This window comes from Halostagnicola alkaliphila (assembly GCF_055379965.1).
Map to the genome: position 1 here is coordinate 368,804 of NZ_AP043826.1, position 20,930 is coordinate 389,733.

At 59.8% G+C, this 20,930-nt stretch carries 19 protein-coding genes and 2 pseudogenes; 10 read left to right on the forward strand and 11 right to left on the reverse strand.

Features of this window, described 5'->3' with window-relative positions; all coding sequences use genetic code 11:
- Positions 1-295: 295 nt before the first annotated feature.
- The 5 genes from ACZ5C7_RS06965 to ACZ5C7_RS06985 all read left to right on the forward strand — a co-directional run bounded on the left by ACZ5C7_RS06965 (position 296) and on the right by ACZ5C7_RS06985 (position 4,365).
- A complete protein-coding gene (locus ACZ5C7_RS06965) occupies positions 296-1,582 on the forward strand; it encodes a DUF7405 family protein (RefSeq protein ID WP_464375620.1) in 1,287 nt (428 codons plus the stop codon).
- 50 nt (positions 1,583-1,632) lie between these two features.
- The gene (locus ACZ5C7_RS06970) at positions 1,633-2,940 is read left to right on the forward strand and encodes a DUF7350 domain-containing protein (protein WP_464375621.1); all 1,308 of its coding nucleotides are present in this window, start codon (positions 1,633-1,635) and stop codon (positions 2,938-2,940) included.
- Positions 2,937-3,584, forward strand: a complete 648-nt coding sequence (locus ACZ5C7_RS06975; protein ID WP_464375622.1) for a cohesin domain-containing protein — start codon at positions 2,937-2,939, stop codon at positions 3,582-3,584. The genes ACZ5C7_RS06970 and ACZ5C7_RS06975 overlap by 4 nt, the downstream gene beginning before the upstream one ends.
- A gap of 126 nt (positions 3,585-3,710) precedes the next feature.
- A complete protein-coding gene (locus ACZ5C7_RS06980; protein ID WP_464375623.1) occupies positions 3,711-3,983 on the forward strand; it encodes an antitoxin VapB family protein in 273 nt (90 codons plus the stop codon).
- Positions 3,970-4,365 (forward strand): PIN domain-containing protein, encoded by a 396-nt coding sequence (locus ACZ5C7_RS06985; protein WP_464375624.1) that lies wholly within the window; start codon positions 3,970-3,972, stop codon positions 4,363-4,365. The genes ACZ5C7_RS06980 and ACZ5C7_RS06985 overlap by 14 nt, the downstream gene beginning before the upstream one ends.
- 278 nt (positions 4,366-4,643) lie before the next feature.
- Here ACZ5C7_RS06985 and ACZ5C7_RS06990 read toward each other — a convergent pair.
- Both ACZ5C7_RS06990 and ACZ5C7_RS06995 read right to left on the reverse strand, forming a co-directional pair.
- Positions 4,644-5,319 (reverse strand): annotated as a pseudogene (locus tag ACZ5C7_RS06990) (IS6 family transposase).
- Between the two features lie 693 nt (positions 5,320-6,012).
- The gene (locus tag ACZ5C7_RS06995) at positions 6,013-7,095 is read right to left on the reverse strand and encodes a hypothetical protein (RefSeq protein ID WP_459888019.1); all 1,083 of its coding nucleotides are present in this window, start codon (positions 7,093-7,095) and stop codon (positions 6,013-6,015) included.
- A 647-nt stretch (positions 7,096-7,742) separates the two neighbouring features.
- On the opposite strand from ACZ5C7_RS06995, the gene uvrB reads away from it, so the two are divergent.
- Positions 7,743-9,797 (forward strand): excinuclease ABC subunit UvrB, encoded by a 2,055-nt coding sequence (gene uvrB, locus ACZ5C7_RS07000; protein WP_464375625.1) that lies wholly within the window; start codon positions 7,743-7,745, stop codon positions 9,795-9,797.
- A 132-nt stretch (positions 9,798-9,929) separates the two neighbouring features.
- Here uvrB and ACZ5C7_RS07005 read toward each other — a convergent pair whose 3' ends face one another.
- Positions 9,930-10,412: an N-acetyltransferase family protein gene (locus ACZ5C7_RS07005; protein ID WP_464375626.1), complete on the reverse strand. Its 483-nt coding sequence runs from the start codon at positions 10,410-10,412 to the stop codon at positions 9,930-9,932.
- 158 nt (positions 10,413-10,570) lie between these two features.
- On the opposite strand from ACZ5C7_RS07005, the gene ACZ5C7_RS07010 reads away from it, so the two are divergent.
- The gene (locus ACZ5C7_RS07010; protein WP_464375627.1) at positions 10,571-10,861 is read left to right on the forward strand and encodes a hypothetical protein; all 291 of its coding nucleotides are present in this window, start codon (positions 10,571-10,573) and stop codon (positions 10,859-10,861) included.
- Between the two features lie 247 nt (positions 10,862-11,108).
- On the opposite strand, the gene ACZ5C7_RS07015 is transcribed toward ACZ5C7_RS07010, so the two are convergent.
- The 4 genes from ACZ5C7_RS07015 to ACZ5C7_RS07030 form a co-directional block, all read right to left on the reverse strand.
- Complete coding sequence (locus ACZ5C7_RS07015; protein ID WP_464375628.1) at positions 11,109-11,681, reverse strand: N-acetyltransferase family protein; 573 nt, start codon at positions 11,679-11,681, stop codon at positions 11,109-11,111.
- 113 nt (positions 11,682-11,794) lie between these two features.
- Entirely contained in the window at positions 11,795-12,091 is a 297-nt protein-coding gene (locus ACZ5C7_RS07020) for an SUI1 family translation initiation factor (RefSeq protein WP_459887987.1), read from the reverse strand.
- Positions 12,092-12,122: 31 nt separating this feature from the next.
- A complete protein-coding gene (locus ACZ5C7_RS07025) occupies positions 12,123-12,653 on the reverse strand; it encodes a hypothetical protein (RefSeq protein WP_464375629.1) in 531 nt (176 codons plus the stop codon).
- A gap of 80 nt (positions 12,654-12,733) precedes the next feature.
- Positions 12,734-14,476: an excinuclease ABC subunit C gene (locus ACZ5C7_RS07030; protein WP_464375630.1), complete on the reverse strand. Its 1,743-nt coding sequence runs from the start codon at positions 14,474-14,476 to the stop codon at positions 12,734-12,736.
- A 141-nt stretch (positions 14,477-14,617) separates the two neighbouring features.
- Here ACZ5C7_RS07030 and ACZ5C7_RS07035 point away from each other — a divergent pair, with 141 nt between their 5' ends.
- The 3 genes from ACZ5C7_RS07035 to ACZ5C7_RS07045 all read left to right on the forward strand — a co-directional run bounded on the left by ACZ5C7_RS07035 (position 14,618) and on the right by ACZ5C7_RS07045 (position 16,809).
- Positions 14,618-14,887 (forward strand): DUF7967 family protein, encoded by a 270-nt coding sequence (locus tag ACZ5C7_RS07035; protein ID WP_464375631.1) that lies wholly within the window; start codon positions 14,618-14,620, stop codon positions 14,885-14,887.
- Between the two features lie 111 nt (positions 14,888-14,998).
- Positions 14,999-15,913, forward strand: coding sequence for an ABC transporter ATP-binding protein (locus tag ACZ5C7_RS07040; RefSeq protein ID WP_464375632.1), 915 nt, complete (start codon positions 14,999-15,001; stop codon positions 15,911-15,913).
- Complete coding sequence (locus ACZ5C7_RS07045) at positions 15,910-16,809, forward strand: ABC transporter permease (protein ID WP_464375633.1); 900 nt, start codon at positions 15,910-15,912, stop codon at positions 16,807-16,809. The genes ACZ5C7_RS07040 and ACZ5C7_RS07045 overlap by 4 nt, the downstream gene beginning before the upstream one ends.
- Positions 16,810-16,895: 86 nt before the next feature.
- Here ACZ5C7_RS07045 and ACZ5C7_RS07050 read toward each other — a convergent pair.
- From ACZ5C7_RS07050 to ligA, 4 genes and pseudogenes are all read right to left on the reverse strand, one after another.
- A pseudogene (locus tag ACZ5C7_RS07050) lies at positions 16,896-17,275 on the reverse strand (DUF7522 family protein).
- Positions 17,276-17,361: 86 nt separating this feature from the next.
- The gene (locus ACZ5C7_RS07055; protein WP_464375634.1) at positions 17,362-17,898 is read right to left on the reverse strand and encodes a hypothetical protein; all 537 of its coding nucleotides are present in this window, start codon (positions 17,896-17,898) and stop codon (positions 17,362-17,364) included.
- A gap of 14 nt (positions 17,899-17,912) precedes the next feature.
- The gene (locus tag ACZ5C7_RS07060) at positions 17,913-18,497 is read right to left on the reverse strand and encodes a DUF7437 domain-containing protein (RefSeq protein ID WP_464375635.1); all 585 of its coding nucleotides are present in this window, start codon (positions 18,495-18,497) and stop codon (positions 17,913-17,915) included.
- 107 nt (positions 18,498-18,604) lie between these two features.
- Entirely contained in the window at positions 18,605-20,761 is a 2,157-nt protein-coding gene (gene ligA / locus ACZ5C7_RS07065; protein ID WP_464375636.1) for an NAD-dependent DNA ligase LigA, read from the reverse strand.
- Positions 20,762-20,930 lie beyond the last annotated feature (169 nt).

Sequence of the window (20,930 nt, forward strand, 5' to 3'; positions counted from 1 at the left end):
ACCCAGACGCCACCACGACATCGCTCAAAACGCTGTGGGTCGTGGTCATCGAACGGACCGAACCGGTTCGGTTCGATCGCCCGATGCGGGGCGGGTGGACTCGGAACCGTCACAACCTTTGCCGTATCCGACGACAGCCTGACAGCGTTCGATTTCATCGAGACAATCAAAATTGACCGTCTATAGCTTTCGGGCAGGAAATCACACCAGAGAGGCAACGCGAATACGTCCACGGTAACGGCGGGAACCGAGCCTGAAATACACATATATATTTCTCGAGACCAACACCTCGACAGTGACAGTTCCAGCGCGGAATGAACTCTCTCGTCGGGACTATCTCCGAATGGCCGTCGCGGTCGGCGGAGCCAGCGCCATCAGCGCCTGCGTCGACGAGCAGGACGATATCGACGTTCCGACGGGAACCGACGACCCCGACTCGCTTCCCGAACGCCAACACGCCTGGAACGAGTTTCTCGAGACCGACGACGACGGCAACGTCCAACCGCCAGAGCACCACGTGCTGGTCGCGCTTTCCCTCGAAATCGAATTCGACGATGGAGATGGCAACTCGTTCGACGACGCATCGGACACGGTCGAGGCGAGCCTGCGAACGCTCGAGCGGGCATACGAGTGGAGCAACGACGGACTGCTGTTTACGATGGGCTATACGCCCTCGTACTTCGACCGGTTCGACGAGTCGCTGCCGGAAGCGGTCGACCTGCCGGTTCCGGAGCCGTTGACCGTCAACGAGGATCCCGAATTCGACGAGTTCGACGCGGTTCTCCACCTCGCGAGCGACCACGCCGATGTCGTGCTCCGGGCGGAAGAGGCCCTCTTCGGCGAACTCGAGGAGCTAAACGACGAACCGGTCGAGGACGATCTGACGGGCGTGTTCGGTCGAGTCGACGAGCACCGCCGGACCGGGTTCGTCGGCGAGGGACTCCCGGCCGAGCACGCGGACGTCGGTGGCGTTCCGGACTCGGTGCCGGAGGACGCTCCGTTTTTCATGGGCTTTCGATCCGGCTTCCGAGAGAGTCAGGCGACCGAAGATCGGGTTACCATCGAAGAGGGTCCCTTCGCTGAGGGGACGACACAGCAGCTCTCCTCGATGGGGATTCAACTCGAGGTCTGGTTCGAACAGGAAAACCACACCCAGCGCGTGATGAAGACGTTCAGCCCGGAACACGCAGAGGAGGATCTGGTCGGCGAAGTCGGCGAAGCGTTGGGAGCCTCGAGCGGACTCACCGACGAGCGGATCGAGGCGACCGAAGCAGACGCGACGAACCCCGGCGTCGTGGGACACGCCCAGAAGGCCGCGCGGGCTCGAGAAAACGGCAATCCGCTTCTCTTGCGGCGGGACTTCAACACGGTCGACGGCGACAGTCCGGGGCTGCACTTCCTCTCACTCCAGCGCGGACTCGAGGAGTTTCGAGCGGTTCGCGACGCGATGACAGGAGACGACTTGGATATCGGCATCCGCCAGAATCACGGCATACTGGGCTACATCTTCGTCAATCGACGCGGAAACTACCTCGTCCCGCCTCGATCCCGTCGCTCGTTGCCACCGGCGTCGCCCGAATAGTCGACCCCAAAGCGAACGATTACAAGCAACCAATGTCAGACACACACCACATGAAGCGGCGAATCGATCGACGACGATTTCTCGCACACGCAGGCGCAGCCGCGGGAATTGCGGGCCTCGCAGGCTGTACGCTCGAGCTCGACGACGAATCGGCGGATCCGGATCCGACCGACGACCCCGCGATGCCCCAGTTTTACGAGATCGAGGACAAACCGGACGCGGTCTATCTCCCGACACATCGCGAGGCGATGCGGATGCTCGAGCCGGTCGAAGCTGGCGAGTACACGCTCGCACCGATGCTCTCGTACACGCACCCGTTCTGGATCATCAGCGGGAACGAAATCCAGGAAGAAGTGCCCGAGGACGGCAACGGCGTCCACCTCATGATGACCGTCTGGGACACCGACACCGGCATCGTCCTCCCCGTCGACAGCGGCGCACAGCTTCGAGTCGAGAAAGACGGCGAACAGGTCGGCTCGCCGCGGACGCCGTGGCCGATGATCTCCCAGCAGATGGGCTTTCACTTCGGCGACAACGTCACCCTCGAGGAGGACGGCACGCACACCGCCGAGGTGACGCTGCCGCCGCTCGACGTTCGAACGACGGGCGAACTCGAGGGCAAGTACGAGGAAACCCAGACGCTTTCGTTCGAGTTCGAGTACGACGACGAGTTCCGCGAGGAGGTCGTCGCCGGCGTCGAGTACTTCGACGAAGACGAGTGGGGTGAACTCGGCGCGCTCGAGCCGATGGACCACGGAGAACACGGCCACGGGGACGAGGAAGATCACCACCACGAAGACGACGATCACGAACACGGCGACGACGGTCACGAACACGACGAAGAAGACCACGAACACGGCGACGAGGACGATCATCACGACCACGAGCACGATGCTGACGGCGAGCACGATAATCACGCACACGTTCCCTACTCCGAGTTACCACCCGCCGAGGAGTACCCCGGCACCCGCCTCGAGCCGGCCGACGGGGACGAGGAGGCCACGAGCGGCGACGCCGTTTTCGTGGCGACACTGCTCGAGTCCGGCTCGCGGTTCGTCGACGGCGACGAACGGTACCTCCTCGTTTCGCCGCGGACGCCGTACAACCGCGTGCCGCTGGCGGACATGTCGCTGTCGGCGTCCGTCGACGGCGCGTCCGAGGAATCGGTCTCGCTCGAGCAGACGATCGACGACGAGTTCGACCTCCACTACGGCGGGGCCCTCGAGGGCGTCGAACCGGGCGACGACGTGACCGTCGAAATCGATTCGTTCCCGCAGGTCGCGCGCCACCAAGGGTACGACACGGCGTTTCTGGACATGCCGCCGGTCGAACTGACGGTTCCGGAGGTCGACGAATGACGACGGGACGGCTCGCTCGAGGCGCGGTCGTGGTCGCGGTCTGTCTGGTCGCGAGCGCGCTCTTGGTCGCGCCGGTCGGTGCCGGGGACGGCTCCGCGGTCATGTCGTTCGACGACGAGGACGTGACGGCCGTCCCGGGTGAAACCGTCGAGGTCGACGTGCTCTTCTCGAGCCACGGCGACGGTTCTGGAAACGGCGTGACCGATATCGATGTGACCGTTGGCCACGATGCCGACAACCTCTCGGTTGCGAACGTCGAGTACGGTACCTGGTTCGAAGAGGAGATAGACGGCGACGAAGTCGAACTCCACCGGTCGAACGAAGTCGACGAGGAGACCGGCAACGTCACGATTCAGAAAGAACGCGACCCACCCGGTAACGGCACGACGAACTACGCCCCGGTCGCGACGATCACGTTCGAGGTCGACGAAGACGCTGAACTGGGCACGAGCGAACTCGAGTTCACGGACAGTTCGGCGGGTACGTCTGGAGACTACAGACAGAACGCGATCGAGCGGACCGGAACGATCGAGATCGAGGAAGCGACGGGTGACGAGCCGATGAGCGGGTTCGGAGCGGCCGTCGCGGTCGGCTCGCTCTCGCTCTTGCTCGCGGTACTCGTTGGTCTCCGGCGACGGCGGTAAGCGGCTCAATTGCTGGCTGAGTTAGGTAGTTCGCTCGAAGGGCAGTAATCGCGAGGGAAATCAGTTGTCACGAACGTCATCGAAGGAGCAGTAACAAACTTGTGTTTGTGTACACAAACACAAACCATGGGGACGAATACGATCGGCGTTCGAGATGAGATATACGAGCGTTTGAAGGCTCGAAAACGGGAGGATGAGAGCTTTACCGATCTCATGGATCGCCTCTTGGACGAAACGACCACCGACTGGCGTGAAGAGTTCGGAACGCTCCCCGAAGGAGACGCTGACGAGCTCGAGCAAATCGTTGCGGACTCCCGTGGTCAAACGAGTGAGGGCCTAGCAACGCGGCAACGAGAAGCACTCGAGAAGATGGCAGACACAGACAATGAAACTGCTTGATACGACCTTTCTCATCCATTACTGGGCGGGCCGAGACGAGGTTAAGCAATATCTCGAGTCACACGAAGAGAGCGAGTCCGTAACGACGACCCTGAACATCAAAGAGATCGCGGTCGGACGAGAACTACAAGGACAACTCGATCCGTTCGAGATACGCTCGAAATTCGAGTGGCTAACTATCGTCCCGTTTCGCGTCGAACATAGCGTTATTGCAGGAGAGCTAGAAGCAACACTCCATCGAGACGAGCATATAAATCGAGATAAAATGAATTCCCTCGTCGGAGACGCATTGATCGCCGCCGTGGCCAAGGAAATTGGCGCAACAGTCATAACACAGGATGATTTTCAGTTCTTCGATGATGTGGCCGTCGAATCATGCTGATTTCTCCAAGTAAATCCACAGACAATGCAGCGAAAAACGGCGTAGTCGGCGAATCCGCCGCCGCCCTTCGGGGTAGTGGATGCGCCTCAACCACCAACAGCGCTTTTAGCTAACGTCACTACCACCATAGTGAAGCAGGAAATTTTAGACATGAACCATCCACCGTTTTCGCTTCAACTTCTACTTGTAACGAACCAAGTCGGCGCATTCTGATGGTTTACCAGAGCCAATTCCTCCTAGAAGTCGAAAAGTATACATTAAGGGATTTCCGGCAGTGTCTAGTTTAGCACCTCCTCAGCCGGCGTTCGTCCATCGAGTGATTGATGCGGTCTTTGGCGGTTGTAGTAATGCACAAATTGTTCAATCCATTTGCGAGCGCTCCGCCGACTGCCCACCCATGAGTTATGGAAACGGTCGACGCGCATTTTGAATGTGTGAAACCACTTTTCGATGAGGTTTCGGTCGGTATAGTCAACCCGACCGTTCAGTCCTAACCGCGCAAGGGAAGTCTGATAGCCAAACTGGTCAACGAGAAACACCGCCTCGGAGAGATCGTGTTTCTCGCGGTCCATGCAGGAACGCAGCCGCCGGATCGGTGCCGTGGCGTCCGAACAACTGAGCGTCGAGAATCAATTTCGTATCGAGGTCTATTGCAGCGTATAACCAAGACCATTCGCCGTTTATTTTGACAGCGGTCTCGTCAACCGCGACCCGCGAGGGCTTCGCCCTCGGCGGGTCAAGAACGCTGTCAGCCAGCCGATGTACCCAATTCCAAACTGCGCCATGAGTGCGTTCAACGCCTAGTTTAGCGAGAATAGTTGTTGTCTCGCGAAGTGAGCAACCGGTGGCATGGAGGCGGACGGCAAACGCCCTGACGGGCGTCGCCGTCCGCTCGTTCTCCCAAGTTTCTTTGAAGTCCGCGTCATAAGACTCGCTGAGCAGGTCTGCGAGCATTGTTCCAAACTAACTCAACGACCTGCTCACTTCTCAAACTGGCTCAACTAGACAGTGCCGGATTTCCTTGTTTGGAAATTAACTTTGGAGTCGATAGAAAAGCAAACAGAGCAAGGTAAGGCTAATATGATTCGCACATTAGTTCTGTAACAATGTCCTCGTATACTCGACGATCTATCTTGACAGGAGTTGTGGTCAGTTGTAGCCTAGCAGGGTGTACAAACGTTTTCAACGCCAATCATAAACAAGTACACATTGAGTTTATTAATGCATATGAGGAGGAAAAGACTTTCAACTTTCTCATGGAAGAAGACAGTGAAACTGTCGTTTGGGATTCGTTCCAGATTGAAGGTGCACATGAAGCAGATGGGTCCGTCGGACAACTTGTGCCAAATCTCAGAATTAACAGTAAATTAGATGGTCCACTCTCGTTGCGTTTCCGAGTTGACGATCTATACGAAGATCGGGTCCTCGAAAACGGGACGTTCGAGTGGACATCTGATCGAACGAAAGCCGATATTCACGTCAGTTTTTGGCTACAAGAAGATGGTAGGTTGAATGTGAGGAAAAATGACTAAGACCATCTCCCGCAATCAAGTTCTCTAATAATAAGGAATGTGTTTAATGGTGTGGATTGGTTGTATTTGCGTATGTTGGGTGATGAGTTGAAGCGACTGAAGATCGAGCAAACGGTTACCAGATATATGCCGGTGGGCTATCTTCGTCTTTGTCTCGTTCTAGTAAATTAATCGACCATGATTCGGTGTCGTAGTTATTAAGGTAGCTCTCCACTTGTGTTTCATCCGAAACTTCCTCACGGTAGCCTCCGCGGCCCGACGCCACTAAATCGGCAATATCGACAGAATCCTCAACTACTAATTGACAGCTCTCGCCGGCAGGCACATATATGCTGAAATACATGTAGTGTTCGAACCACTGATTCGAGCCACCACCGCCGATGCTTGGATCAAATTCGAACGTGAAGCTGTCGTCAGACATCTCAGCCTCGCCATCTCCTCCACTGATGAGCGAGAGCGCTAGTCCACCTACAGACAGTCCCGCGCCTATGGCGGGAAGCATTGATGCGAGGCCCCCAGAGAAGGTTGCACCCCCAATACCGAACGCAGTTCCAAATCCCGAAATGTAGTCAGATTCCCTTTCAAGATCAAATGATTCATTATCCAGGTCGTCTGCAACCCAGTCTTCGTGATCAATGAACTCGTCATCCTTGAAATACGATCGACCGTAAATGTGGGGGTCTTCGTAATTGAAAAATGTTCCTAGGGAGTCATTCCCGATGAAATCTCCCTCATTCACCTCCACAGACATTCTCTGACCTCGGTTTTCGAACGGTGTTAACGACGATTCTTCTCTCGCAGTGGAACAACTGCCCCAGAGGGTTGGGGTGTTCTCAGTTCGACATGCATCAGCACCGAACGCCGATAGAGTAAATTCGTATAGATGGCCGTCACCATCGTAGCCATGGTATCCGTTCATGAAATTTGACCGGAGAAACGTGAGCGTTCGATTGACACTGAGGCTGTATTCGCCAGCGGAAACAGTAGAGGCCCAATCTACTTCATCGCAACCGAATTCCTCATGCATTGAGCCCTCACTTACAGCCGTACTTTCACCCGTACTCATTATTGATAGCTCCCCTTCCTCTGACTCCATGGGATAAAGAGGCTTGGCTTCATCCGGCAGTTCGGGATCCCTAGATGCAGCGACGGAACTGCCACTAGCCATTATTCCAAGACTTCCAACCGTGGTTGCCATACCTGATTTGAGTACGGTTCTCCGATGAATACTGTCTTTATCTCGCATACTTAGATGTATATCACCCAACCATATTTATACTTTTACAAGTTCTGAAACAATTAAATTCTAAATTTATTAGCCATAATATTTTAAATGTGTAAACAAAGATAGATAGGTAAGACTATGAGTTTGAATCGGCGAAGCAAGAGAATTTGAACATGAAGCATCCGCCGTCTTCCACTTCAACTCCTAGTTGTGACGGATCAAGTCGCGGTATCTGTCCATTTATCGGAGCCCTACAATCAGTAGAAATGACGAGGAAACGTCTATAAAATCAAGCGTGCTGTGAGCTAGACAAATCCAACGCTATATGACGATTCACTACGGGCAACGTATCCAAACAGACTCATTGGAACTCGCTTCCTTGTGTACTGTTCCGGAAGAGTGGTTGGAATCTGATGGCGCGATCTCCCCTCGACGCCACCATTTCCCGAACCGTTCGGCCTATTCGCTCGCAGAAGTGCACTCGAGTAACATATCCACTTGTTCAGTTGATTCTGCGTCTACCGTCGACTCGAGAGTTCCGCTGAGTGTGATCGACTCGAGCCCCCGCCTCGAGCGCCAAGCGTGCGGGTAAAGTGCCTCGAGTTCCTATTCGGGTCATCGTGAGCGACACTCGAGGCCCACTACAGCCGGACCGTCCTGACGCCGCCGAGCCGTTCGAGGTCGACGCCCCGTTCGATCCCGCCGGCGACCAACCCACGGCGATCGAGGAGTTAGCCGAGGGATACCGGTCGGGGATGGACAGACAGACCTTACTCGGCGTGACGGGATCGGGAAAGACCAACACCGTCTCGTGGACGGTCGAGGAGATCCAGAAACCGACGCTGGTCATCGCCCACAACAAGACCCTCGCAGCCCAGCTCTACGAGGAGTTTCGGAGCCTGTTTCCCGAGAACGCCGTCGAGTACTTCGTCTCCTACTACGACTACTACCAGCCCGAGGCCTACGTCGAGCAGAGCGACACCTACATCGACAAGGACGCCTCGATCAACGACGAAATCGACCGCCTCCGTCACTCCGCGACGCGATCCTTGCTGACCCGAGAGGACGTCATCGTCGTCGCCTCGGTGTCGGCGATCTACGGCCTCGGTGACCCGCGAAACTACATCGACATGTCGCTGCGACTCGAGGTCGGCGAGGAAGTCGGCCGCGACGACTTGCTCGCCCAGTTGGTCGATCTAAACTACGAGCGCAACGACGTGGACTTCACGCAGGGGACCTTCCGCGTGCGCGGCGACACCGTCGAGATTTACCCGATGTACGGCCGTTACGCCGTCCGCGTCGAGCTCTGGGGCGACGAAATCGACCGCATGATCAAGGTCGATCCGCTCGAGGGCGAAGCCAAGGGCGAACAGCAGGCCGTGCTCGTCCACCCCGCGGAGCACTACTCCATTCCGGAGACGAAACTCGAGAACGCGATGGACGAGATCCGGGACGACCTCGACTCCCGAATCAGCTACTTCGAGCGCAAGGGCGACCTCGTCGCCGCCCAACGGATCGAGGAGCGGACCTCTTTCGACCTCGAGATGATGCAGGAGACGGGCTACTGTTCGGGGATCGAGAACTACTCGCTGTACCTCTCGGATCGCGACTCCGGCGAAGCGCCCTACACGCTGCTGGATTACTTCCCCGAGGACTTCCTAACCGTGGTCGACGAATCCCACCAGACGATCCCCCAGATTCGGGGCCAGTACGCCGGCGATAAGTCCCGGAAGGACTCGCTGGTCGAGAACGGATTCAGGCTCCCGACGGCCTACGACAACCGCCCGCTGACCTTCGAGGAGTTCGAGGAAAAGACCGACCAGACGCTGTACGTCTCGGCGACGCCGAGCAACTACGAACGCGAGGAGAGCGAACAGATCGTCGAGCAGATCGTTCGGCCCACCCACCTCGTCGACCCCGAAGTTGAAGTTTCGCCCGCGAGCGGCCAGATAGACGACCTGATGGACCGGATCGACGGCCGGATCGAACGCGACGAACGCACACTCGTGACGACGCTCACCAAGCGGATGGCCGAGGACTTGACCGAGTACCTCGAGGAAGCCGGGGTAAACGTGGCGTACATGCACGACGAGACCGATACGCTCGAGCGCCACGAGATCATCCGGTCGCTCCGATTGGGTGAGATCGACGTGCTGGTCGGAATCAACCTGCTCCGGGAGGGCTTGGACATCCCGGAGGTTTCGCTCGTCGCGATTCTTGACGCCGACCAGGAAGGATTCCTCAGGTCCGAGACGACGCTCGTCCAGACGATGGGGCGTGCGGCCCGAAACGTCAACGGCGAGGTCATCCTCTACGCCGACGAGCCCTCGAACGCAATGGCCGACGCGATCGAGGAAACCCAGCGCCGCCGTCGGATTCAACAGCGATACAACGAGGAACACGACCTCGAGCCGACCACCATCGAGAAGGAGGTCAGCGAGACGAACCTGCCGGGAAGCAAGACCGATACCTCGAGCGTCTCCGGACGCGACCTCGAGGACGACGACGAAGCCGCCCGGTATATTCAGGAACTCGAGGATCGGATGGAAGAAGCCGCGGAGAACCTCGAGTTCGAACTCGCGGCGGACATCCGAGACCGGATGCGAGAGGTTCGCGAGGAGTTCGAACTCGAGGGCGGTGACGAAGGAATTGCGCCGCCTGCAGAGGAGTTCTGAGGGAGGCGATCGTTCTCGTCGATTGTACTACGACGTGAATCAACAGCGTTTGTTTTCCCTCGTTGCACAGAATCAGACAGTGTCCGAGGAGATGAAACGAGATATAAAGGGATGACTGAACGTCCGGGATCATCACAACTCGAGCGTGTACACCACTTCTCGCCGTTTCTCGCCGCCGATTTCGACTTCCCCTTCGCCGGTCCGTTCGAACCCCTGTGACTCGTAGAACGCATGCCCGCCCTCGTTGCCCGCCAGATCCATCGCTCGCATTCGATTCATGTTGAAGTCCTCGAGGTTCGCTCGAAGGCGCTCGTGGAGCGCGGTTCCGATGCCGTCGTTCTGGTGGTCGGGATGGACGTACAGTCGGAGGATGTCCCCCTCGTCACCCTCCACGACGCCGTGGGTGAAGCCGACGATCTCGTCGTCGACGACGGCGACGAGAAAGGCCGTTCCCGGTCTCGAGAGGGCGCGCTCGAGAGCCTCGTCGCTGTACCACTCCGCGACGGTTTCCTCGATCGTCTCGAACTCGAGTTCGTCGTAGGTGTCGTGCCACGTCTCCCGGGCGACGGTGCGAATGGCCTGTCGGTCGGCTTCCGTGGCTGGTCTGATCTCCATGACCGTGCCTCCCACGGCGATCACGAAAGAACTTCCACTCGAGTTCGGGTAGGTGCCGGCGATAGCGCATTGATCGGTAAACGAACCCATTTCGAAGCCAGAACTGAACAGCGTGGATTCCCCAGTTTTTATATTCGTATGACACGAATACGAGGGCGATGGCGTCTACGAAAACGGAATCCAGCCCGACCTGGTTCGTGTCGCCTTTCAAGGAGCCGGAAGGGTGGCCGGGGAACGCGGTAGCCGTTCTAGTGGCAGCAATTTGTTTTACGTTGCCACACGTTCGCGGCTACGGTGGCTGGGTGACGATCGGATGGATTCTCGTCGTCCTCGCTATCGCCGAATCGGTTCCGGCGGAACGAACAGCGCTCGCGGGAACCGTTCGGATCGGCGGTATCGGTCTCGTTCTGCTTGCTGCCCTCGCGGTCGACTTCGGACTCGTTGCGTAGCCCACGGCTCGTTGCTCTCCCGGCTTGACGAGCATCTGCTGGAACGAGTGAAGCTCGACGGTCAACTCACGCACGTGCGCTGAACGGCTGATAGGCGGCGTCAGTACCGAAACGAATCTGCTCTCGTCTTTGGTCTGAACGAGATCCTTCCAGCCAACGGAAGTTCCACCCGAAGGAAGGGGGTCGAACTCGAGCGGTGACCCCTCGAGGGCGACTCGAGCGAGCGACCAACTCCTTACTCGAGTCGTCACACCTCGAGCGTGTACACCAGCTCCGGGTAGAACTCGCCGTCGATCTCGACCTCGCCCTCGCCCGTTTGCTCGAAGCCGAGCGACTCGTAGAAGCCCCGGCCCTCGTCGTTGAACGCGAAGTCGATCAGCTGAATGCGCTCGACGTCGTAGGCCTCGAGTTGGATTCGGAGTCGCTCGTGGAGCGTCGTTCCGATCCCTCGGCCCTGATAGTCGGGATGGACGTACAGCCGAAGCACGTCCGCGGTGTCGCCGTGGACGACGGCCTGGGCAAAGCCGACGAGGTCGTTCTCCGCCTCGTCGTCCCGCTTGTCTGCGTCATCGTCTCTCCCATCTCCGTCGTCGCCTCCGTCTTCGACCTCTTGACCGCCCTCCCACTCGCCGTCCTCGAGCTCGACGACCAGCATCACGGTTCCGGGCGCCTCGAGCGGAATCCCGCCCTCGCCGTACCACTCGTCAATGGCCCAGTCGATCGTCTCGGGCTCGAGTTCGTCGTAGGTGTCGTGCCACGTTTCCCTAGCCACGGCGCTGATCGACTCGAGGTCCTCGGTCGTCGCGAGCCGAACGTGCATACCCGAAATTGGGCGGAGAGCGGTAAAGGTGTTCTCGATGCTCGAGGAATCACTATCCGCTGCGATGGACCCCTATCGAGAGAAGCGGATTCGCTTCAGCCCAGAGAGTGTGCTCAGCTCCGGATTTCGAAGCCGCGGTCGCGAAGCAACTCCGGCACGCGATCCTGATGGTCGCCCTGTAGTTCGATCCGTCCGTCGTCGACCGTCCCGCCGGCGCCGACTGCACTCTTGAGATCCGACGCAACAGATTGTACTTCCGAATCCGAGAGGTCGAATCCTTCGATGATCGTCACCGGCTTGCCGTACCGGCGGGTTTCCATCCGAATCGAGAGCTTCTGTTGGGAGGTCTCGAGGTCTCCCTGGCTGTCGAGTTCGTCGAGCAGGTCGTCGAGTGGGTCGTCTGCGGGCACGTGTAAGCGGAGGTGTTCCAGCGCAATAGACCTAGTTACCGGTCGGATTTCCGGACCGTCGCGCGACGAGTTCGGTCGCACCGACCGAGAGGACGGAGAGCCAGAGGGCACACGCGATCAGGGCCACCGTCGTCGCGAGCGCCGAGTGAATCGCCAGCGGTGCGAGGACGAGCAGCGGAAGCCCGAGCAAGATCATCACAGCAGTCAGCGCGTCGCCGAGGATGGCCGGGCCGATACCGGCGAATTCGACGAGCGCCCAGATTCCACAGAGCGCGACGAACCCCAAGAACACGGCGAGCGCGTTGGTATCCGGCTGGAAGATTCGCTGCCGGTACGGCAGTTCGTGGGCCCCGGTGGTTCGATTCCTGCCGACGAACGCGAGAAGCGCCGCGACGGCGGCCGAACCGACGACCGCACCGCCCAGAGCGAGCAGAATCAGCTCCGGACTCGGTTCGATTGCGGGCGGGAGCCGATCCGTCGTCAGGTTCCGGTTGATGAACCAAACCGACGGAAAGAGAGCCATGAAGAAGGGGACGACCATCGCACGAACGAACTCCCTCATAGGGAACTGTTCAACTCGAAGACAGATATGTATTGCTGATCGAACGTGATGGCGTTCGACGTGGCAGTCACCGTCGCCCCCTACAGCCGTGACTTGATCGTCTCCGCGGTCTTCTTTCCGATGCCGGAAACGCTTCGCAGGTCTTCTAGCGTCGCCTCGCGGACGTTTTCGACGCTGCCGAACCGCCCCAAAAGCTGTTTTCGCGTCTCCGGGCCGACGCCGGGCACATCGTCGAGTACCGTCTTCACCTCGTCGCGGATCGTCTGGTGGTACTGCACCGCAAAGCGGTGAGATTCGTCGCGCACGCGCTGGAGAAGGTGCAGGTGCGGGGCGTCCGACGGCCAGGAAAACTCCCGATCGGGCGTGATCACCTGCTCCTCGGCTTTCGCCAAGGCGATCACCGGTCGATCCCAGCCGACAATCTCGAGCGCGTCTCGAGCCGCCTCGAGCTGACCCGCTCCGCCGTCGATCAGCAACAGGTCGGGATCGGGGCGGTCGTCTCGCCCCTCGACGGCGCGGCGAGCGCGCCACTCGAGGAGCGCGCGCATGTTGTCGTAGTCGTCGTTTTGGTCGGTGAGTTTCTTCCGACGGTAGTCGGCCTTCTCGGCGTTGCCGTCGACGAACGCGACGTTGCTGCCGACCGCCGATTTCCCCTGGGCGTGGCTCACGTCGAAGCCCTCGATCCGGTCGGCGGCCTCGAGGCCGAGCGCGTCCGCGAGCATGCCACACTCGTCGCGACCGCCGACGTTTCTACGGGCGTTTTTCAACGCGAGGTCGACCAGTTTCGCCTCCCGTCCGGCACCCGGGACGCGAACGTCGACGCCTTCGGCCTCGAGCCAGGCCGCAACCTCCTCGTCGCCGTGGCGTTCGGGCAACAACAACGCGTCGGGCAGGTCCCGCTCGGCGTAGTACTGGACGAGAAACGCCGCGAGAACGGGCGCGATGCGCTCGCTCTCGCGGTCGGGTGCCGGGGCGTCGACGCCGTGGCGGTCCCGTTCGACCAGCTTGCCGTCCTCGGCGCGAAGCCGGGCGACCGTCGCGTCCTCGCCTTCCACGGCGACGCCCAGCACGTCGACGGCCCGTTCGTGGCCGGCCGATTGGACGGCTTCGCCGCCCTCGCCGTGGAACGCCTCGACGGACTCGAGGCGATCTCGGAGGTTGGCCGCGCGTTCGAAGTGCTGCTCCTGGGCCGCGGCGTTCATCTCCCGGCGCAGCGGGTCGGCGAGGATCCCCGTCTCGCCCTCGAGGAATCGTTCGACCGCGGTTACGTCCTCCCCGTAGCTCTCGAGGTCGATCTCTCGCGTACAGGGTGCGGTACAGAGTCCCATCTCGTAGTCGAGACACGGCCGGTCTCGACCCGAATACTTGTGATCCGAACAGCCCCGGACGCCATAGGTTTCCCGCAGGGCCTTGACGACGGTTTCGACCCGCCCTTTGTTCGTGTACGGGCCGAAAACGGTCGCGGACTCGTTGGGGTCGCGCGTGATCTCGATTCGGGGTGCCGCGTGGTCGGTCAACTGGACCATGGGATACGACTTGTCGTCTTTCAGCCGGACGTTGTAGCGGGGCTGGTGGCGCTTGATTAGGTTCGCCTCGAGCAACAGCGCCTGCGTTTCCGTGTCCGTGACGGCGATCTCGATTCCGTCGGCTCGGTCGACCATCCGGCGAATCCGCGCGCTTCGCGGGTCGGCGTAGGACTGTACGCGATCCCGAAGGTCGACGGCTTTGCCGACGTAGACGGTGACGTCGTCGGCTCGAAACTGGTAGACGCCGGGCTCTCGCGGTAACGATTTCGCTCGCTCGCGAACCGTCTCGGCGTTCATCGGCGGGCCTAGGGAGTCGAGGGGTTTCAGCCTACCGTCACAGCGTCTCCCACACCGACTCGAGTCGGTCCCTCGAAGGATCGACTATTTCCGGAACCCCGGCGCGGTACTTTCTCGGTGGTCGGCCCACAACAGACAGTCATGAGTGATTCGACGGAACGGTGCTGGCTGGTCGAGCGGACGTTCGACGATCGAAACCTCGTCACGATCGTCTACGCGACGCCCGACGGTTCGCGGTACCAACAGCGAGAACGGTCGGCGATGTCCTTACAGCAGGGTTCGGCGGTGACCGCGGCGGCCGACATCGACGCGGAGGAACTCGAGGCGGTCCCCGACGAGGAGACTCGAGAGCGCTACGCTGGCGAAGTCGAGCGGACTGCAGAAAAGTACGACCCGGACGAGGCAATTTAATCCGAAAAACGTCGATTTGGTCTCGAGACGGGTCTCAAGCCCCCAGGTGCGTTATCTCACCGCCACCGTCGGTGGAAAAACCTTATCGGCCCCCAGTGAGAGAGGCCACCTATGGCCGCGATAGAAGCCAATGCCCTGACAAAATCCTATGGCCAAACGCTCGCGCTCGACGACCTCACGTTCGAGGTTCAAGAGGGCGAGGTGTTCGGCTTTTTGGGTCCTAACGGTGCTGGAAAGTCCACGACGATCAACATCCTCCTCGACTTCATTCGGCCAACGGCCGGTGAAGTAAGCGTCCTCGAGATGGACGCACAGGCACAGAGCCGAGACATCCGCCAACGGACCGGCGTCCTCCCCGAAGGGTTCGAGACCTACGACCGGCTCACCGGCCGTCAGCATCTCGAGTTCGCCCTCGACTCGAAGAACGCCGACGACGATCCGGACGAGCTCTTAGAACGCGTCGGCATCGCCGACGCCATCGACAAGAAAGCCGGCGGCTACTCGAAGGGGATGTCCCAGCGGCTCATGCTCGCGATGGCCCTGATCGGCGAACCGGACCTCCTGATCCTCGACGAGCCCTCGACGGGACTCGATCCCAACGGAGCCCGCGAAATGCGAGAAATCGTCCTCGAGGAAGCCGACCGCGGTGCAACGATCTTCTTCTCGAGTCACATCATGGAGCAGGTCGAAGCGGTCTGTGACCGCGTCGGCATCCTCCGCGAGGGAGAGATGGTCGCGATCGATACGGTCGAAGGACTCCGTGACTCCGTCAGCGGCGGAACCACGCTTCGCGTCAACGTCGACCGCATCGACAACGGCGTGGTCAACGAAATCCGCGCGTTGCCGGAAGTCACCTCCATCAGAACCGACGAGAGCCCGCCGTCGCTCGTCGTCGAGTGCAACGGCTCGAAGACGACCGTGCTAAGCGAAATCGAAGACCAAGGTCTCGAGGTCAAGGACTTCCAGACCAAGGAAGCATCGCTCGATGAAGTGTTCCGGTCGTACACAACGGAGGCTCGAGTATGAGTTCGGTCAATCCCGGAAGCGTTCGTGCGATCGCGAAGAAGGACTTTCAGGACGCCGTGCGTTCGTGGCTGTTCTGGGGGCTCAGCGTCTTTTTCTTCTTCATCATCACCGGGCTCGGTGCGCTCGTCGGGTACCTCGAAGACGAGTTCTCCACGGAAGCCCTGATTTCGATCTTGAGTCAAAGTACGAGGCTCATCATCCCGGTTATCGCGATCGTCCTCGGCTGGAAGGCCATTGCGGGTGAGCGGGAGTCGGGCAGCATCAAGGTGTTGCTGTCGTTGCCACATTCCAGACGAGACGTCATCCTCGGGAAGCTTATCGGCCGATCGGCGGTTCTGACAGTTTCGCTGGTGATCGGCTTCCTTCTCGCAGGTATCGTCGTCGGGGTCATGATCGGTTCCTTCGCGATCGGTGACTTCCTCGGCTTGCTGGCGATTTCGATCATCTACGGGATCGCGTATACGAGTATCGCTGTCTCCATTTCGTCGCTGACTCGATCGACGACCATCGCCGCTGCAGCCGGCTTCTTCATCTTTGCCCTCTTCTATATTATCTGGAATATCATGATTATCGGACTCGACATGCTGAGAATGCAGGGATACATCTCGGGTGTCGAATACACCTTCACGGCTAACGGAAACCGGTTCCAGACCGAACGACTCCCCGACTGGGCCCTGTTCATCAGCAACATCGACCCTGGTAACGCGTTCGCGAACGCGCTGACACTGACCACGGAAGCGAGCGGATTAGAGGGAGCGGGGATGGTCCAAGAGCGAGCCTTCGCGGACGGGATCCCGTTCTTCCTGCAGGATTGGTTCTCGTTCGTCGTCTTGCTACTCTGGATCGTCCTTCCGGTGATTGTCGCGCTCTTGTGGTTCGATCGGACCGATCTGTAGTCCGCATGGACACCACCGTTCACGATTTCGTTTTCGGGTGGCCGATCTGTTTCGATATGTAGCCCCGCTCCATGATCGAAACGTGTCTACTCTGCTGATTCGAGAACCGATCGTAACGCCGTCGAGAGCTCTTCGAACCGCTCGATCGAGGCGGATCGGTCGTCACCCAGACGCCGGCATCACCGGCGATAACACGCGTGAGGTAGCCGTTTTCGAACATCCGTATCGTCGCCTCGTACTCCCCGAGTTGGGAGTTACGATAGGCCGACTGCGACCGAAAGCCCAGCGCCTCGTGTTCGGCGAAGCCGACCAGATCGGCCGTCTGCTCGAGGTCTGACCGGAGATACAACTGTTCGACGTCGTCTTCGGTGAAGTAGGTGATACTTCGGAGTTCGTCGCCGACCGCGGTGCGACAGACGCTCTCGAGTTCGTCGGCCGACTCCCGTCCAATGCTACCGTTACTCATACGGTACAATTGGAGTGGACTGGTAATAGCGTGACGGTGGCGGAAACCGAACAGACGCAACCAACCACGACGATTGCGATGAAGCGCTAGCTCTGCGTGATTTCTTCGATTAGTTCGAACCCCTCTTTGAACACAATTTGGCCAGCAAATCCGTGAGCTTCTAGTGCAGCAACGACGCCGTTTCCCGCATCGAGATCAGTCGTACAGACACAGATCACGGAGACGTTCCCGCCTTCCAAGAGCTGAGCTGCGACGCCCCCGAGTGCAGTATCTGCCTTCTCGATGTCGTCCTCGGAACGATTGGACTTCCGCGAAATGAATCTCCGAACATGATCCATAACGCTCGACACGGTCGGATTCGTGTAGTCTACTTCGTCAGCGACAGTCACCCAACCAGCATCGATGGCACTAGTAATCGGCGTCTGACCGGGAGTACTTCGATCTGGCGCACCGCCGAGTTCTTCATACACTCGCCGGGGAACCACGAACGAGATCTCGTTTCGACGAGCGAACTGTTCTAATGCCACGTACTTGGTATGCTGTTGACGACCGCAGGCGATGAAAAGACCCGAATCGGCGACCCAAACGGCGTTTTCGGGGACCGGCTCGCTTATCCCTTCCATGTATCGGAAGCCGGCTATACTTCCCCATCGATCGGTTCGTCACGTGCATTCCGAATCCGATCGAAGTACGGATCGTACTCCTGCATCTCGAGAATTACCTCGCGGAGTGCCTGAAGCACCGCAATTGCGAACGCGGGCTGTAACTCGAGTTCGCGGGCTGCGAGGCGCTCCGTCATGCCACCTTCAACGTATGGAATTGCGTACGTAAGCGCTGCAGCGAGCTTACCCACCCCGTGTTTTTCGATCAGCAGGTCCAAATCTCGATCCGTGGGAGACCGACCGATCGCCTCGACGAGCGTCGGCGTAATCGTATACGTATCACCGTCGAGACTCGTTGTGAGCGTGATCGGGGTAGCCGAGAACTCGTGCGTTTTTTGTTCCTCGTCTCGCGTGAGGACGCCGAGATCAACGAGTACACCGGTATCTGCGTATGCGGTCGTGCGCGGTATTTCGGTATCGGCGACGATATCGTCGATCGTCACGTCGCCCTCACGGAGAATATACGTATAAAGGCGGGCGAGGCGAGGCTCCTCGAGAAGCTGTGCCACCGACATGAATCCATTAATGGCGCGTTCTGGATCCCCGCTGGCTTTCGACATACAATACATAATTCGTGTATTGTATAATAATGCTCGGGTCCACCCATCCGACAAGCGGTGTGCACTTTCGGGAAACCGCCGTCCCGTACGCCAGTACCGAAGGGTACCTACTCCTCGAGATCGATCCCGTTCTCCACGAGCAACTCCCGAAACTCGCCTTCTTCGAGCACGTCCACGTCGTTTTCCTCGGCGTCCTCGAGCTTCGTCGCCCCCGGACTCTCGCCGGTGACGAGGTAGTCGGTGTTCCCCGAGACGCTCCCCGTCGCGTTCGCGCCGTGGGCTTCGACGGTCTTCTGGGCCTCCCCGCGGGTGACGCCCTCGAGCGAACCGGTGAAGACGAACGTAAGGCCCTCGAGTTCGTCACCGGCGTCGATCTCGGAATCCACCTCTCGGGGCGAGACGCGCTCGAGCACGTCGTCGACCGCCTCGGCGTTTGCCTCGCTCGCGAAGAACTCGTGGATCGTCTCGGCGACCGTCTCGCCCACGTCGTCGACGCCCTCGAGTTGATCCGGTTCGTCCTCGACGGCTTCGCGAAACGCCGCGAACGAGCCGAACTCCCGAGCGAGTTCGCGGGCGGTCGCCGGTCCGACGTGAGGGATGCCGAGCGCCGAGAGGAAGTCCGGAAGCGGCGGGTCGCGGGCCTCAGCGAGCTCCGAGAGCAGGTTGTCGGCGCTGGTCTCGCCCCAGCCCTCGAGTGCCGTGAGCTCCTCGCGATCGAGTTCGTAGAGCGAGGCGATGGAGTCGACGAGGCCGGCGTCGACCAGTTGGCGGACGCTCTTCTCGCCGAGGCCCTCGAGGTCGAGGCCGTCATCGCTCGCGTAGTACTCGATCGAGCGCCGAAGCTGGGCGTCACAGGCGAGGCCTCCGGTACAGAAGGCCATCGGGCCGTCGCGTTCGATCGGACTATCACAGATCGGACAATGCTCGGGAAGTTCGTAGTGTCCCTCGCTCCCTTTCTCGATCACCTCCTCGACGTAGGGAATCACGTCGCCCGCTCGCTGGACGCGCACGGTGTCGCCCACGTTGACGTTCTTCTCCGCGATCTCGTCGGGGTTGTGCAGGCTCGCTCGAGAGACCGTCACGCCGCCGACGTCGACCGGCTCGAGGAGCGCGACCGGCGTGACCCGACCAGTCCGGCCGATCTGGACGGCGATATCGACGATCGGAGTGATTTCAGCGCGTGCGGGGAACTTGTAGGCGAAGGCCCACCGGTCGTGACGAGCAGTCTGACCTAGTTCCTCGCGGACATCGCGGTCGTCGACTTTGATCACGACGCCGTCGATCTCGTAGGGGAGGTCGTCCCGGTCCTCGAGCAACCGGTCCCGGTAGTCGATGGCCGCCTCGATCGCGTCTCCCGATGCTTCGTCACCTGCGGCGTCCGCGGAACTCCGCTCCGGGCTTTCGACGATCTCGACGCGGTCGTTCGTCCGCAGGCCGAGTTCCGGGAATCGCTCGAGTTCCTCGCGGTGGGTGTCCTCGAGTTCGCTCGCCTCGAGCACGTCGAAGTAAAAGACCTCGAGCGGGCGCTGTGCGACCACGGCGGGATCGAGCTGGCGGATGGTACCTGCGGTCGCGTTTCGCGGGTTCGCGAAGGGCTCTTCGCCGCGCTCGATTCGTTCGCGATTGTGCGCCTGAAACTCGTCCTTGGGCATGTAGACCTCGCCGCGGACGGCGAGGAAGTCTGGCGGGTCCCCGTGGAGTTTCTGGGGAACCGAGCCGATCGTGCGCGCGTTTCGGGTGACGTCGTCGCCCTCGCGGCCGTCGCCGCGAGTGACCGCTCGCACCAAGCTCCCCTCCTCGTAGACGAACTCCATCGAGACGCCGTCGAACTTCGGTTCGCAGACGTAGCTGATATCCTCAATATTGTCGAAATCGCTGACCTCGTCGCGAACTCTGCGGTCGAACTCGCGGACGTCCTCGGCGTCTCCGCTCTGGGCGATCGAGAGCATCGGCGCAACGTGTTCTACGGTCTCGAAGGCGTCGATCGGCTCCCCGCCGACGCTTCGGGTCGGGCTGTCTGGATGAGAGAGCGAGAACGCGTCCTCGAGTTCCCGAAGCCTGTCGAAGAGCGCGTCGTACGTTCTGTCGGCGATGATCGGATCGTTCTCGACGTAGTAGCGACGGTCGTGTTCGCGAATGGCCTCGCGTAACTGCTCGGCTTGCTGTTCGGCCTCCTCCGTCGAAAGATCCTCGACGGGATCGAACGCCGTCGGCGGATCGCGGAGGTAGGGGTTGTCGTCCGAAGATTCGTCGGCGACTGACATTGCTCGAGGGTAGACACCGACCCGTTAAAGTCGCTGTCTCTCACGCCGGCTCGACGGGCAAAAGACCGAATCGGTAGAGGTAACCCACGTTGGGCGACGCTACGTCGTTATCTACTCTCGAGGAAACGTGGATCCGCAAACCGGATCCGTGACGGTACCGTTACGCGCC

Coding starts and splice junctions, on each gene's coding strand:
- ACZ5C7_RS06970 (WP_464375621.1), top strand. CDS start 1,633: ATGAAGCGGCGAATCGATCGACGACGATTTCTCGCACACGCAGGCGCA.
- ACZ5C7_RS06995 (WP_459888019.1), bottom strand. CDS start 7,095: ATGGCAACCACGGTTGGAAGTCTTGGAATAATGGCTAGTGGCAGTTCC.
- ACZ5C7_RS06980 (WP_464375623.1), top strand. CDS start 3,711: ATGGGGACGAATACGATCGGCGTTCGAGATGAGATATACGAGCGTTTG.
- ACZ5C7_RS07025 (WP_464375629.1), bottom strand. CDS start 12,653: ATGAGGGAGTTCGTTCGTGCGATGGTCGTCCCCTTCTTCATGGCTCTC.
- ACZ5C7_RS07010 (WP_464375627.1), top strand. CDS start 10,571: ATGGCGTCTACGAAAACGGAATCCAGCCCGACCTGGTTCGTGTCGCCT.
- ACZ5C7_RS07055 (WP_464375634.1), bottom strand. CDS start 17,898: ATGGAAGGGATAAGCGAGCCGGTCCCCGAAAACGCCGTTTGGGTCGCC.
- ligA (WP_464375636.1), bottom strand. CDS start 20,761: ATGTCAGTCGCCGACGAATCTTCGGACGACAACCCCTACCTCCGCGAT.
- ACZ5C7_RS06985 (WP_464375624.1), top strand. CDS start 3,970: ATGAAACTGCTTGATACGACCTTTCTCATCCATTACTGGGCGGGCCGA.
- ACZ5C7_RS07060 (WP_464375635.1), bottom strand. CDS start 18,497: ATGTCGAAAGCCAGCGGGGATCCAGAACGCGCCATTAATGGATTCATG.
- ACZ5C7_RS07005 (WP_464375626.1), bottom strand. CDS start 10,412: ATGGAGATCAGACCAGCCACGGAAGCCGACCGACAGGCCATTCGCACC.
- ACZ5C7_RS07015 (WP_464375628.1), bottom strand. CDS start 11,681: ATGCACGTTCGGCTCGCGACGACCGAGGACCTCGAGTCGATCAGCGCC.
- ACZ5C7_RS07035 (WP_464375631.1), top strand. CDS start 14,618: ATGAGTGATTCGACGGAACGGTGCTGGCTGGTCGAGCGGACGTTCGAC.
- ACZ5C7_RS07045 (WP_464375633.1), top strand. CDS start 15,910: ATGAGTTCGGTCAATCCCGGAAGCGTTCGTGCGATCGCGAAGAAGGAC.
- ACZ5C7_RS06975 (WP_464375622.1), top strand. CDS start 2,937: ATGACGACGGGACGGCTCGCTCGAGGCGCGGTCGTGGTCGCGGTCTGT.
- ACZ5C7_RS07040 (WP_464375632.1), top strand. CDS start 14,999: ATGGCCGCGATAGAAGCCAATGCCCTGACAAAATCCTATGGCCAAACG.
- ACZ5C7_RS07030 (WP_464375630.1), bottom strand. CDS start 14,476: ATGAACGCCGAGACGGTTCGCGAGCGAGCGAAATCGTTACCGCGAGAG.